Here is a 13,868-nt window from a genome sequence, read left to right as displayed (position 1 = left end):
CCTCAAAATTTGGCTAAATAGCGAGCATATTGCACGAGTTGTTTCACGGAAGGACGGATTTTGATTTCCGTGGTGAGCGGTGTATTGTCGTCCTTGGATGGTTTGGAATTCACCTCGATCAGCCATACTTTCCCTTGACTGTCGAGAGCAAGGTCGATGCCAAGCTCGCCAAAATGGTTCGGAATTTGTGTTTCTATGCCTTTGGCGATATCCAGAGCCGCTTTGCGCAAACGTGCTGAAGCCACTGTATGGGACGTCGCCCCAAGTGACGATTTGGTAAGTGCCTCCTTGACTGTACTCAACGTTCCGCCTCTTGCCAGATTCGAGACGAAATGCTGCGTTCCCGCGATTCGGCCGACAATCGAAGTGATGGCCCATTGACCGAGCGGCCCTTTCTGTACAAGAGCACGGAAGTCAACCGGTCTGCCATCCGATGAAATAAGGTCGAGACCTTGTTGGAGCTGATACCGCTGGGTCTTTAGTTTGCCGGATAACGCCTGAAAGGCGCTGGTAAGCGATGGGAAAGATTGTTTGCGAACGCCGCCTAGATTAGTAAAATGGCACGTGTATGCGTCTCCGGCTTCACGGCGAATCCGAATAATGCCCTTGCCGAGACTTCCCGTAATCGGTTTTAGGAAAAGTACGGGATAGCGGCTCGACATGGACTTGAGCATTTGGTAGTTTTTAAACAGATACGATTCCGGCAAATACCCATGAAGGCTGTTGTCTTTGCGCAGGGCCTCGAATACTTCTGTTTTGTCTAAATATTTTTCGTTAAAAATTTCCGTGCCATATTTAGACTTCACTTCATTCATGAACAGTTGAACATGCTTCAGGTTCTCATATTTACGCGAAGTGAGTCGATTATAAATCACATTTGGAATCGGAAACGTTTTTTTGTTCCAGGAGCCATTGGCGTAGGAATACGCGGAAACAGAATTGGCGGACCCGCGCATTGCATCAGGGGGGAAAAAACAAACGAGTGCGCCAAACTTTTCACACGCATCTGTCATTTCTTTGCAGAAGGCTGTAATAGCGCCAAATGGCCGTTCTTTATTGCCTTCGTAAACGCGACTGACCATAACGCCAATCAAAGGCCCGATCGACAAAGTACTGCTGCTTTGCCTATAATGGAGACAAAGCTTCGCCCCCTGATGAAGACCGAGTTTGGAAGCGAGAGCAGGGTTAACGCGTAAGGTGTTTGAAATGGAGGCGGAGACGACTTTGGCTTCCTGTCTGGCTGAGCCGAATCGCAAAGTTAAGATTTGATTGGTTGGAATTTTCCACTTTTTTGCAATGGCTTCACTTAGAACTACGGTCCGATCATCCAAATAGATGCTGGTGCCTTGAATGGATATCCCAATTTTCGTCCTGGTCAATAGCGAACACTCCTTCCAGCATCAAAAATGGCATTACTGTTTAAACGTCCTCTTAAGCAAAGTAAACTACTCCATCATATGAGGACATATATCTTGTGGTGCTTAAGAAACTGGCGTAAAGTACTGTTGGAAGAGCCCAACCGAGTAAAGAATGTAAGGGAAGACATATTAGGAGGTATGACAAGATGATCGTACATGATAAAGCTTACGACCTGGCTAGAGCGATTAAAGAGAGCAGCGAATACAAGGAAATGAAAGACGTTCGTACCAAGGTGGATGCAGATGCTTCCGCCAAAAACATGCTGGAAGATTTCCGCAAACGACAAGCGGAACTTCAACAAAAGATGATGGCCGGCGAAATGCCGCCGCAAGAGGAAATGGAGAACATGCAGAAGCTGTACGAAGTGCTAGCGCTGAATCCGAGCATCGGCCGTTTGTTCGATGTGGAGCGCCGCTTGTCAGTAATGCTGGAAGATGTGCAGCGCATTATTGCGGAACCGCTTGAGAGCTTGATGAAATAAATGAAGAGGCCGTCCCGGTCGTAGAAACTTCTACGGTTGGGGCGGCCTTTAACATTCAGTTGATTTTCAGCCAAGGTTAAGGAGTAGCTCAGGTTCAAGGGCATGAAGCCTTGTATAATAAGGGCAGAAATTCAATATTGGCTAGTGCAGATAGGGAGGGTAAGCGATGCGGAAAACTTCAAAATGGTTGAAATGGCAAGTAGGTGCCGTTATTCTTGCAATTATGTTTTATTTGTTTCAAGAAGTAAAAACAAGTCCGGAATTTCTAGCCGCTGTCAAAGCGGCCTCTTCCAAGCAAAGCGCTGTCGCTTCTGCCCAGCAAAATCCCCAAACAACGATTCAGGGCGATACATTCAGTCGCAGCAATGGGGGTAACCAGACAAGCCGTCGTCACGGGTTGAGGCAAGGAAATGGGGGCGTTTCTCAAGGTGGCACCGCGGATCGCAGCGGCAACAGCAGTAGCCAGTCCTCACCGCAAGTACAGCCGCATGCGAGATCGCAGGGCTCCTAGCAGAAGAGTCAGGAGGTGATGAGAGATGCTGCAAGAACTTGCATTTCGTTCTATGAATACACAGATTCAAACGCTAATTGAATCTTCCGATTATGTCCCTGAACTCGAGGACCGGATCAAGATCTGGTTCAGCCAAACTGAGCAAAGATTCAGCCGGTTTCGAAACGACAGCGAGCTATCGCAATTAAATCAATTCGCCGGAGAGCGCTGCCTCATCTCTGAAGATATGCTGCAAGTTCTGGAACAATCGCGGTACTACATGGAGCAAACAACCGGCGCTTTCAGCATCTTCGTTCATCATGCCTTGCAAAATGCGGGCTATGGCGATTCATTTGAACATATTCGTGAGCAAAAACAGGTGCTCAAGCCTTATAAGCGCGCGAAAAGCGAAGGAATACACATAGACATTAGCCCGGCTATGCGGTCCGTGGTCTTCCCACAGGCTATGGATCTTGGCGGCATTGTGAAAAGTTGGACGGTTCAGCAGTTGTCTAGATATCTTCGCGGCGAATGGATGCTGTCGAGAGGACTCATTAACGCCGGTGGCGACATCGAAGTCTGGGGAGGCTCAGCTGAAGGAGAACCTTGGGTGATTGCCATTGCGAATCCGCACAAGAAGAATTCAGCCGATGAAAGCTGTCTGCAGTTGATGACAGGTGCTGTGGCGACTTCCAGTACACTGCGAAGAAGCTGGAAGACGAATGAGGGCCGCATGCATCATTTGATTGACCCGCGAACGATGAAGCCAAGTCAGAGCTCCGTCATTCAATGTACGGTCATTGGAAAAGACTTGATCGCAAGCGAGATCTGGGCGAAAGCGATGTGCATTTTAGGTGTGGAGGATGGAATCGCATTGTTACGGGAGCGAACGGAAGGGATTGAGGCCCTTTTTTATACTTCAGACGGTGCCGTACATCACGCAAAGCCGTCTATAAACTTGACGAAGGGACAGTGGATCGGTCTTCACGCTGACTTCACATATCAGCTTTAAGAGAGAGGAAGGGAAGGACAATGGTTCATTTTCTGGTTAGTTTGCCGGCTTGGTCGCTGATTCGAATATTCGGCATTTTGTCTTATCTGAGTTTGTTTATTGGGATGGCGCTCGGAATTCTATACAGTTTTCCGCAATGGAAGGGTCAAACGAAAGCGCAGCTCATGCGCTCTCATACGTTTGCCAATCATTTGGGCACCTGTTTAGCCTTGCTTCATACGCTTTTACTCGTTATTGACACGTTTATGCCTTTTGATTGGCATGAACTGCTCATTCCCTTTACCGCTAAGCAATCGACAGGACTGAATGCGATAGGAACGCTAGCGATGTACGGTCTGCTGCTGCTGGTGTTCACTACGGATATTCGCCATAAACTGAAAAGAAAGATTTGGTTTGCTTTGCATTTATTATCGTATCCGATATTTGTATTGGCGTTAGTCCATGGGCTATTTTTGGGGACGGACAGCGCAAATCCGCTGTTCAAATTGATGTATATCGTTACGGCCGCGGTGCTGGTCGTTCTGACTTTAGCTCGTGCAGTCGTTCGGCCTCGTAAACGCCAAATTCAGGTAAGAGATGTAACGCCCTACTAGTGTTGCGCTTCCTGTCGAAACTGTCTATAGTAAGATGGTATCGACGATAAGGAAAAGAGGACATCATTCTACATGGCTAAAGCAAAAATTACAGAGCTTGATATCGTTCGGGCACTAGCAATTATCGCCGTCGTTCTGATCCATGTAACTTCGGACAGTACTGTGGACCCGGCTCTGCTTGGCAGCAGCACTCAGCTATTCAGTCTATTTTTGAACAAGATCAGCTATTTTGCCGTACCCGTATTTATTTTTATTAGCGGTATTGTGTTGTTCTACATTTATATGGATAAGTGGAGTGCTAAACAAGCGGGAATCTTCTATTGGAAACGAGTGCGCCAGGTGCTGGTTCCCTACATCGTTTGGTCGTTTTTCTATTATTTATATAATCCTTGGTTGTGGACGCCGGGGCATCCGGTCAAGATTGAGCTGTCCGTTTTTTTGGAACAACTCAAATGGGCGGACTCAGGCTACCATCTCTATTTTATGATCATTATCGTGCAGTTCTATCTCATCTTTCCGCTGTTAGTCTGGGCCGCTCGAAAGATGCTATGGTTTAGGCAATCCATGGCGCTATGGGGATTGCTGATACAAGCCGGCGTTTATGTTTATAGTCACTGGTTTGGCGTCATCAACCATAAGCCGGAGCTATGCATCACCTATTTTGGATACTTTCTGGTGGGGGGTTCCATCGGGATTCATTATCCCGCTTTTCGGGCTTGGCTGGACCGGAATAAGGTCTGGGTGGTTCCAGCTTCCATTGTGTGCGGAATTGCATATGCGCTGCTCTTTATAGGTGCACAAAAAGGGTGCAAAATTGAAAATACATGGTTTGAATTATTGTGGCTGCTTTATAGCATCGGAATCGGTGTAAGTTTCATTTGGCTCGCGCAATGGCTTCAGAAAAACGTATCTGGCTTGGCCAAGTTTCTGACTTCGCTCGGTGCCGTGTCCTTTGGCGTTTACTTAATGCATCCGGCTCTATTGTCCCTGTGGAAGTACAAGGTGCACATGCCGGGGGCCATTCTGCTTTTCAACTTGTACAACCTGATCGTGTTGGTACTCATCATTGCTATTCCTTGGATACTTACACTTCTATATCGCAAAGGAAGAAAACTTTTATCTGTTTAAATTAAAAAAGAGTGCAAACTGGCAGCAGTTTATGCGCTCTTTTTTTGCTTTTAGGGATGGATATTTTTAGGTGACAGTGGTAATATGAATACAAAAATGAAACTTAGTTTCATTAGATGAAATATTTTTGTGATCATGGAGGTGTCTTATGACAATTGATTTTCACGATGCTAACAATCGAATGACATATACGACCAGAGAGGCTGATGCATCTTGGCTGGCTTGCCTACAGCAATTTGTGGATGTTACCGGCAAGAAGGTTGCCGACATCGGCTGCGGCGGAGGGATCTATAGCAAAGCGCTGCGGCAGGCAGGAGCTTCTCATGTGACAGGCGTCGATTTCTCGGCGGAGATGCTGAAAGGAGCTTCTCAGAACTGCAGTGATGTGAATAACGTCAGCTTTGTTCAAGGCAATGCCTATGGAACCGGCCTTCCGACAGGGCAGCTTGATGTGGTTTTGGAGCGGGCGCTTATTCATCATTTGGATGATTTGGAGAGCTGCTTTCAAGAAGCAAGCCGCATTTTGAAACCGGAAGGGATGTATATCGTTCAAGACCGGACGCCTGAGGATTGTTTACTGCCTGGAGATGCGTCACATATTCGCGGATACTTTTTTGAAAAATTCCCTGCGTTGAAGGATTCGGAAACAGCGCGCAGACATGATGAGAAGAAAGTAAAATCCGCTCTTGAATCAAGCGGGTTCCAGGTCGCTCACGAAGTGAAATTGTGGGAAACCAGACAAGTGTACAGCGATCTCGAGTCGCTTTCTCAAGATCTGATGGCGCGTACGGGACGTTCCATCCTCCATCAACTTCAGGACAGCGAGCTTCAGGACTTAGTCGATTACATTCTTAGCCGGGTGCGGGACCATGCGCCAATTATCGAAAAGGATCGTTGGACCGTCTGGTTTTGCGAGCGTCGATAAGATCTGCCGCGCTTCGGCTCATAAAACGAGAACTTGTCTCATACAATGGAGTATGCAAGAGGCAGAATGACGAACTTGTTAGAGCGAAAGGAGTGCAGCTATTTTGAAAGGCTTCAAAAATGTCGTTTTCATGAGCTTGGCGCTTGGTATGCTATTCTACTCGGTACCTCAATTAGAATTCAGAGAAGGCTTGACGCTGCCCATGATTTTCAGTGTAGTTTGGATCGTAATGGCTCTTCTGGTCGTTGCCGCGCATCTTCACCATATTCTTGGTGTTGACGAGGAAAAACGAAGAGAGCTGAAGCGAATCAACCGGATGAAAAAGTGGCAATTGGAGCAAGCGCTTCAGGGCAGCCGGAAAATGCTGCAATTTCGTAAATAAGCGTATATAGACGCAAAGCGTTCCCGGCAGGAGCTAGGGAGCGTTTTTCACTTTATTTCCGAACGTATGTGTGCTATAATTTGAAAAGGAACAAATGTTTGCATGAATCCGATCCGTTAGGGTTGGATTTTTTCGTTAGCTGAACCCTCATTGTTCTTATCCCCTGGAACGATTATACTTATAGTACAGATTAGTACAGGATGAACTGAATGGGGTGTAACAGTTGGACACACAAGCCACGGATGCGTTAACGAAACATGAACAAATATTACGGCATATTGAGGGTTTGAAGCTGGGCAGCCGCATTTCGGTGCGTAAAATTGCCAAAAACATGGAAGTCAGCGAAGGAACGGCTTACCGTGCAATTAAAGAGGCGGAGAACCAAGGGTTGGTCAGCACCAAGGAACGGATCGGCACGGTGCGTGTCGAAAAGAAACTGCGTCAGAACATTGATAAGCTGACATTCGCCGAAGTTGTAAATATGGTGGATGGACAAGTGCTTGGAGGCTCCAGAGGACTCCATAAGACGCTCCATAAATTCGTGATCGGCGCGATGGAACAGGATGCGATGATGCGCTACATCGAAGCAGGCAGCCTGCTCATTGTCGGGAATCGTAACGGCGCCCATATATGCGCCCTGGAGCAGGGAGCGGGAGTTCTGATTACCGGGGGCTTTGATACGAGCCCGGAGGTTAAGCTTCTTGCGGACCAACTGGAGCTGCCGATTATTTCGAGCAGTTACGATACGTTTACCGTGGCTTCCATGATCAACAGAGCCATTTACGACCGCTTAATTAAGAAGAAAATCATGCTCGTCGAAGACATCCTGGCATCAGGGGCTTCGCTATTCGCGCTCAAAGCGAACAGTACGCTTAAAGATTGGCAGCGATTATCTGAAGAAACCGGTCACAGCAGATTTCCCGTCGTAGACGAGTGGAACCGCATTATCGGCGTTGTGACCTCCAAGGATATGGTCGGCGCCCATTCCATGCAAACCGTTGACAAGCTGATGACGCGCAGCCCGCTTACGGTTACGCCTCAAACATCAGTCGCCTCGGCGGCCCATACGATGGTGTGGGAAGGCATTGAACTGCTCCCTGTCGTCGATACGAACCGGAAACTATTAGGCGTGCTCAACCGCACCGACGTACTGAAAGCGATGCAGTACATTCAGAAGCAGCCGCAGAACGGCGAGACGTTCGAGGATTTGATATGGTCCGGACTCGAAGAGGTGAGGGACGAGCAGGGATCTCTCCTGTTCCATGGCGTGATTACCCCGCAGATGACGAATCATTTGGGGACGGTCTCGGAAGGCGTTCTCACTACGCTGATGACCCAGGCCGCTTACCGTATCGTGCAGGAACACAAGAAGGGCGATCTCGTCATGGACAACATGTCGACTTATTTTGTTAAGCCGCTGCAAATTGATGCCAAAATAGAAATACGACCCACCATCATTGAGGTGAGCCGTAAATTTGGCAAAATCGATGTAGAGATTTATCATGCGGGCGCGTTAGTTTCCAAAGCGATGCTGACCGCGCAAGTCATCTAGTGCAGCATACGGTCGAAATGACCATGGTTCCGAATACCGGCAAACAAATTGAATAAGCCGAGCAGTACACAGACTGTACCGAAGATGCGGCGGAAGCTGGATTCGCTAAAGAAGAATAGCTGGGTCACCGCAATAAGAACCAGCATAAGCCCCATGCAAATATTCATGCGAGCCGCGTATAACCCGCGTTTAGTCGTTTCTTTTTCCCGGCGGGAACGGATGCTGAAATACACGGAGAATGCCAGCGTAATGCAAATAAGCGAGAATAATACAATTTGAATCCAAATCATGATGGGAACCGTCCTTTTTTTATAGTGTAGAAAATTAGCGAAGCACATTTCTGTGCATAAAACGGGGGATATGTCATGAAGGTTTATTTTTTACTTTAGCGATTTTATTCCCATTTTGCAATCTGGCTCTGCCTAGTAGAAGCAGGAAAATCACGCCAAAGAAGGTCAGCAAACCAAAACTGATATAAACGGTATGAATGGAATAACGTTCCAGCAAAAGGCCGCCTGCAAACGTGCAGAAACATGTGCCAAGTCCGCTGCCCATCATGGAATAAAGGGAAATGGCGGTAACTTTTACTTCTTCCGGCGCTAATTTGTATACTAAATGCATGGCAGCTGGAATGAAAAATCCGACCGATATCCCTTGCAGCACGGAAGTGGCGTAAATCAGAGAAAGCGGCATACTGAAACCATAAAGAAGCCATCTGGAGCCGGAAATCAGCGCAGCAGTGAGAATAACGGCAACGATGCCCCATTTTTCAATGAGTTTGCTTGACGCTTTCATAAAAGGGACTTCACTTCCGACAGCCAGCAAGAAAGAGATCCCGATTCCTGTTAGCGTGCCGCCGGCTTCCTTCACATAAAAGCTAAAGTAGAAGTTGTTCGCCAAGATAGGTCCGAAGATCAGGAAGGCAGCGGCGAGAAAAAGGATGAATGCAGGAATCCGCATAAGGATCACGATACCTTGACGCAAATTGTTTCGTACTCCCGGTTTTTCCTTCGGGGATTTCCAGGCAGCTGCCATACAAAGCAGCAGCACAATCGCGAAACTCATAAAAATAATGTGGAGACCCCAATGTTCGGCCAACTTCCCCACCAGCAAGCTGGCCGAACCGAAGCCAAAAGCTCCCCAGAGCGCGAAACTGCCGTACGCTTTCCCTTCCCTGGTGGCGTAACTCATCGTTATGCTGTCCATGATGGGGGAAATCGCGCTTTGGAAAAAAGCAAGGGCGACTAAAAGCACGAATAATAGCCAATAAGTATGGACGCTTCCGAGAGCAACGGACATGAGTGCGGTCAAAACAACAGTCATGCAAAGCACCGTTCTTGGCGCTTGCGTATAGTCGCAAAACAGCCCCCATAATGGCTGGGCGGCAATCATCACAATGGGGTTTATCGACATTAGCATGCCGATTTGCGCACCGCCAAGACCCAATACATCTTTCAAATACAAGGCGAGCAGAGGGAATAAACTGCCAAAAGCAAAGTAATAGAAAAAGTAAATCAGTCGAAGCGCCAACGCGTGAGGACGAAGCGTTATTTTCATAAGGAATACCACGCTCCCGGAATAAAAGTCAAAAACCTCCGTAAGACCGCCGTGCGGTCCAGAAGGTTTAGGTACGTTTTTCTTCGGCTGTAATCCATATGGTCAACTCGGTTTGTATGAGCACGATGGACCGGACTTCAACGATATATTTTTTATCATGAAGGGTATAAGTCCTCTGGGTAATGAGCCGTTCATATAAAGGTCTGGCATCCCTTACATAGGCTGCTTTTTGACCGATAACAAGCTTTAGTTCGCTTTTCACATCGCCCTCGATCTCTTTTTGAATATCTTCGCTGATCAGATCTTCCTGATTTTTTGGAAGTAAATAAACATTAACGACATTAATTAAAGCCTGCTTGTTGCGGGTTTTATTCAATGATTCGATATCGCGCTTTAGGTCGTCGTTTTCTTCCAAATATTTATGCATCTGCACGTAGAGCTGATTATAAGTATGCTGGTGGATGCTCATATATACGGCACTGCCGATGATGGCGCCGGAAAGCAGCAGTCCGAAGCCCGCCAGCAGACGCTGGTAACGGGCAAAGGGAGGGACTCTCAAGGCTGATTGCCTCCCTTGCAAATCATTTGAATGAGCGAGGTTCCCATCTGGGCGCCAATGAAGGCGACGACGATCAGCACGATCTGTTTAATGGCCGGATTCAAATGCCCTTCCGCTACGTGACTCTCAATATATCGGATGGGATCGATGGTCCCGCCAACTGCGGCTACCATGGCCCAAATTTTAATGTTTTCCGCGATGGTCAGCATCTTTTCTGTCGGGGACTGAAGGGTAAGCACGGCAGCAATGCCGCTAAGCATACTGCCGCCAAACACGACCCCGAATGCAATGCAAAAGTAGACAATGATATTGGCCCAAAACGTGTACATCCCCATATCGCTTCCCTTCAGTATCGTCCAAAGGACAAACTCTTTACTTTCAATGTATGGGACTGGCCGCCTTCATTATGATAAAATATATTAAAAAATTGCGAGACAGGAGGAAATGCCGATGAGTTCGTTTGTCCATCTGCATGTGCATAGTGAATATAGCTTGTTAGACGGTGCTGCGCGTATGGAGGAACTGGTTTCGCAAGCGGCAGCTCTCGGCATGACTTCTCTGGCTCTTACGGATCATGGCGTCATGTACGGAGCCATCGCCTTTTATAAGGCGTGCAAACAGCGTGGCATCAAGCCGATTATCGGCTGTGAGGTTTATTATACGGCAGGTTCTATCCGGGAAAAGGGGACCAGGCAGGAACAACCGATTTATCACCTTATTCTTCTTGCCAAGAATCTTCAAGGGTATCAAAATCTGATGAAGCTTTGCTCAATCGGGCATTTACAAGGTTTTCATTATAAACCGCGCATTGACTATGAGCATTTGGCGAAACATGCCGAGGGGCTCATCTGCTTGAGTTCTTGCTTAGGCAGCGAAATTTCCCAGCATTTGCTGCATGACCGGAAAGAAGAAGCGCGGAAAGCGGCTGAACGCTATCGCGACATTTTCGGAGACGATTTCTTCCTCGAAATTCAAGATCACGGGATGGTCGAACAGAAAAAAGTGATGATCGCGATGATCGAGCTGAGCGAACAAACGGGAATCCCACTCATTGCAACTAATGATGTACACTACGTACGTGAGCCCGACCATGTCGTTCAGGACATTCTTATTTGCATTGGCACCGGCAAAACGGTGGAAGATAAAGACCGGCTTCGCATGGGAACGAGCCAAATGTATTTAAAAAGCGAAGAAGAGATGAGACGGTTATTCGTTCATGTCCCGGAGGCGCTGGCCAATACCGCAGTTGTTGCTGCGCGATGCGATCTGGAATTGGAGTTCGGCAAGTCCATTTTGCCCAAATTCCGCCCGATTCCTGAGGATCTCACAGCAGGAGCATATCTAAAAGAGCTATGCCTGCAGGGCCTGGAGCAACGGTATGGAATCAAGCCGGATTGGCAGGATCCGGATTCCCAGCTTCGTAAGCAAGCGGAAGAAAGGTTGTCCTACGAACTTGGCGTTATTGAGAAAATGGGCTTTTCCGACTATTTCTTGATCGTTTGGGATTTCATTCGTTATGCCCATGAGAAAGGCATTATGACGGGGCCTGGCCGGGGATCGTCGGCCGGAAGCCTGGTTGCCTATGTGCTCCGCATTACAAATGTGGATCCACTGCAGTATAAACTGCTTTTCGAGCGGTTTCTGAATCCCGAACGGATTACGATGCCTGATATCGATATTGATTTTAGCGACGAGCGGCGTGATGAAGTTATCGATTACGTGGTGGCCAAATACGGACAGGAACACGTGGCGCAAATCATAACCTTCGGTACGATGGCCGCCAAAGCTGCGGTACGGGATGTAGGCAGGGTTTTGAATTTGCCTTATGGCGAGGTGGACCGTGCGGCGAAAACGATTCCGAATCAGCTCGGCATGACGCTTTCGGAAGCGCTGAAGGTAAGTCCGGAGTTGAAATCGTTAAGCGAAAAGCAGCCGAAAACGGCTGAATTGCTGAATATGGCCATGCGCGTGGAAGGTATGCCTAGGCACGCTTCGACGCATGCGGCGGGGGTCGTCATTTCAAGAGAACCGTTAACTCAGTATGTACCTCTTCAGGAAGGTACGGCACAGACGGCGCTTACGCAATATACGATGGAGCATTTGGAAGCCATCGGCCTTTTGAAAATGGATTTCCTCGGGCTGAGGACGCTTTCTATTATTGAACGGACGCTGAACTGGATTGAACAAATGGAAGGCGTACGCATCGATTTTAACAAGCTGAATATGGATCAGGATCTCACTACGTATGAAATGCTCAGCAAAGGCGATGCGACAGGCGTCTTTCAATTGGAGGGCAACGGTGTCCGTAAAGTGTTAAAAGACCTGAAGCCGTCTGTTTTTGAAGATATTATTTCGGTCGTGGCGCTGTATCGTCCGGGTCCGATGGAATTTATTCCCAAGTATATCGCGGGGAAGCACGGCCAGATGGAGGTTGTTTATCCTCATCCTACACTCGAGCCGATTCTCCGTGATACGTACGGCATTATCGTGTATCAAGAGCAAATTATGCAAATCGCCTCCTCGATGGCCGGTTTCAGCTTAGGCGAAGCGGATCTGCTCCGAAGAGCCGTTTCCAAGAAAAAGCGGGAAGTGCTCGACGAAGAGCGCGCACATTTCGTTGCGGGCAGCTTGAAGCAAGGTTTTAACACCGATGAGGCCAATCATGTCTATGATATGATCGTCCGCTTTGCCGATTACGGCTTCCCGCGTGCGCATGCCACGGCGTATGGGGTTTTGGCCTTCCAAACCGCCTATCTCAAAGCGCACTACCCTATCTATTTTATGGCATCGATGTTAACGGCCGTGATGGGCAATCACCGGAAGGTAGCCGAGTATGTCGACGAATGCCGCCGGATGAAACTAGCCGTGCTGCCGCCGGACGTGAACGGCAGCGGAACGGTATTTACGCCGGATCGCGAGGGTGCGATCCGGTTCGGCCTGGCAGCGATCAAAAATGTGGGTACCCATGCGATCGATGCCATTCTTAGTGAGCGCAAGCAGGGGCCATTTGAGAGCTTGCTGGATTTTTGCAGACGGGTCGATCTTCGCGTCTGCAACAAGCGGGTCATCGAATCGCTGATCCAAGGCGGCGCTTTCGATACGCTCGGCGGCCATCGGGCTCAGTTGATGGCCATTCTCGATGAAACGATCGCATCTGCGACGAAGTGGCGCAAGGAGCGGGACGACTTGCAGCTTCATCTGTTCGGCTTCGTAGAAGAGCCGAACTGGGAAGTCGAGGTGCCGGACATTCCGCCGATGCCGCAGAGCAAGCAGCTGGAGTACGAGAAAGAGCTGCTCGGTATGTACATTTCGGGGCATCCGCTTGATGCGTACGCCGAGTTGTTTGCCGAGCTGGAAGCCGACAAGCTTCACGAATTGCAGGAGCTGCCGGACAATAGCGAAGTGATCGTAGCGGGGATGATCCTCTCGAACAAGACCATCGTCACGAAGAAGGGACAGCCGATGGCGTTCATGGAGCTGGAGGATCGGATTGAGAAGGTCGAGGTGGTCTTGTTCCCCGAGACCTGGAAGCAAGCGGCTCCGCTCGTGCAGAAAGGGCGGCTAGTGCTCGTCCGGGCGAAGCTGCAGCTTCAGGACGAGGACCCGCCTAAGCTGCTCGCGGAGCAGCTTGTCGCGCTGGACGACCCTGCGGGCGTCCGGCGAATTCGCCGGCAGCCGGCACGCGCGGCTGCCGCAGGCCCCGGCGGCTCGCGCAGCGCCGGCGCCAAGGCGGCGGCCCCGGCTGGGCCGGGCCGCCCGGATCCGCGCGC

At 49.0% G+C, this 13,868-nt stretch carries 14 protein-coding genes; 9 read left to right on the top strand and 5 right to left on the bottom strand.

All coding sequences use genetic code 11. The features are described 5' to 3' along the window. Nucleotides 1-2: 2 nt before the first annotated feature. Nucleotides 3-1,379: a YheC/YheD family endospore coat-associated protein gene (locus ACFQZT_RS00070; protein WP_379295298.1), complete on the bottom strand. Its 1,377-nt coding sequence runs from the start codon at nucleotides 1,377-1,379 to the stop codon at nucleotides 3-5. A 185-nt stretch (nucleotides 1,380-1,564) separates the two neighbouring features. Between ACFQZT_RS00070 and ACFQZT_RS00065 the strand changes: the two genes are divergently transcribed. The 8 genes from ACFQZT_RS00065 (at nucleotide 1,565) to ACFQZT_RS00030 (ending at nucleotide 7,982) form a co-directional block, all read left to right on the top strand. Next, nucleotides 1,565-1,900 (top strand): YlbF/YmcA family competence regulator, encoded by a 336-nt coding sequence (locus tag ACFQZT_RS00065; protein WP_379295296.1) that lies wholly within the window; start codon nucleotides 1,565-1,567, stop codon nucleotides 1,898-1,900. 166 nt (nucleotides 1,901-2,066) lie between these two features. After that, nucleotides 2,067-2,411 (top strand): hypothetical protein, encoded by a 345-nt coding sequence (locus ACFQZT_RS00060; RefSeq protein WP_379295294.1) that lies wholly within the window; start codon nucleotides 2,067-2,069, stop codon nucleotides 2,409-2,411. A 25-nt stretch (nucleotides 2,412-2,436) separates the two neighbouring features. After that, entirely contained in the window at nucleotides 2,437-3,402 is a 966-nt protein-coding gene (locus ACFQZT_RS00055) for an FAD:protein FMN transferase (protein ID WP_379295292.1), read from the top strand. Nucleotides 3,403-3,422: 20 nt separating this feature from the next. Beyond that, nucleotides 3,423-3,995: a ferric reductase gene (locus tag ACFQZT_RS00050; RefSeq protein WP_379295290.1), complete on the top strand. Its 573-nt coding sequence runs from the start codon at nucleotides 3,423-3,425 to the stop codon at nucleotides 3,993-3,995. 72 nt (nucleotides 3,996-4,067) lie between these two features. After that, nucleotides 4,068-5,123, top strand: a complete 1,056-nt coding sequence (locus ACFQZT_RS00045) for an acyltransferase (RefSeq protein ID WP_379295288.1) — start codon at nucleotides 4,068-4,070, stop codon at nucleotides 5,121-5,123. Between the two features lie 148 nt (nucleotides 5,124-5,271). Further along, the gene (locus ACFQZT_RS00040) at nucleotides 5,272-6,048 is read left to right on the top strand and encodes a class I SAM-dependent methyltransferase (RefSeq protein WP_379295286.1); all 777 of its coding nucleotides are present in this window, start codon (nucleotides 5,272-5,274) and stop codon (nucleotides 6,046-6,048) included. Between the two features lie 103 nt (nucleotides 6,049-6,151). Continuing rightward, a complete protein-coding gene (locus ACFQZT_RS00035; RefSeq protein WP_379295284.1) occupies nucleotides 6,152-6,430 on the top strand; it encodes a hypothetical protein in 279 nt (92 codons plus the stop codon). Between the two features lie 223 nt (nucleotides 6,431-6,653). Beyond that, on the top strand, nucleotides 6,654-7,982 hold the full coding sequence (locus tag ACFQZT_RS00030; protein WP_379295282.1) for a DRTGG domain-containing protein: 1,329 nt from the start codon (nucleotides 6,654-6,656) through the stop codon (nucleotides 7,980-7,982). Here the strand turns inward: ACFQZT_RS00030 and ACFQZT_RS00025 are convergent. The 4 genes from ACFQZT_RS00025 to ACFQZT_RS00010 form a co-directional block, all read right to left on the bottom strand. Continuing rightward, on the bottom strand, nucleotides 7,979-8,272 hold the full coding sequence (locus ACFQZT_RS00025) for a YtpI family protein (protein WP_379295280.1): 294 nt from the start codon (nucleotides 8,270-8,272) through the stop codon (nucleotides 7,979-7,981). The genes ACFQZT_RS00030 and ACFQZT_RS00025 overlap by 4 nt on opposite strands. A 73-nt stretch (nucleotides 8,273-8,345) precedes the next feature. Beyond that, entirely contained in the window at nucleotides 8,346-9,539 is a 1,194-nt protein-coding gene (locus tag ACFQZT_RS00020) for an MFS transporter (RefSeq protein WP_379295278.1), read from the bottom strand. Nucleotides 9,540-9,606: 67 nt separating this feature from the next. Continuing rightward, nucleotides 9,607-10,098, bottom strand: a complete 492-nt coding sequence (locus ACFQZT_RS00015) for a sporulation membrane protein YtrI (RefSeq protein WP_379295276.1) — start codon at nucleotides 10,096-10,098, stop codon at nucleotides 9,607-9,609. Further along, nucleotides 10,095-10,427, bottom strand: a complete 333-nt coding sequence (locus ACFQZT_RS00010) for a YtrH family sporulation protein (RefSeq protein ID WP_379295274.1) — start codon at nucleotides 10,425-10,427, stop codon at nucleotides 10,095-10,097. The genes ACFQZT_RS00015 and ACFQZT_RS00010 overlap by 4 nt, the downstream gene beginning before the upstream one ends. Before the next feature lie 121 nt (nucleotides 10,428-10,548). Between ACFQZT_RS00010 and ACFQZT_RS00005 the strand changes: the two genes are divergently transcribed. Then, a partial coding sequence (locus tag ACFQZT_RS00005) for a DNA polymerase III subunit alpha (RefSeq protein WP_379295272.1) occupies nucleotides 10,549-13,868 on the top strand: 3,320 nt, incomplete at its 3' end.

Origin of the sequence: Paenibacillus sp. GCM10027628, assembly GCF_042676385.1 — a bacterium.
Taxonomy (GTDB): Bacteria; Bacillota; Bacilli; order Paenibacillales; family NBRC-103111; genus Paenibacillus_E.
This window is presented reverse-complemented; position numbering and strand designations above follow the sequence as displayed.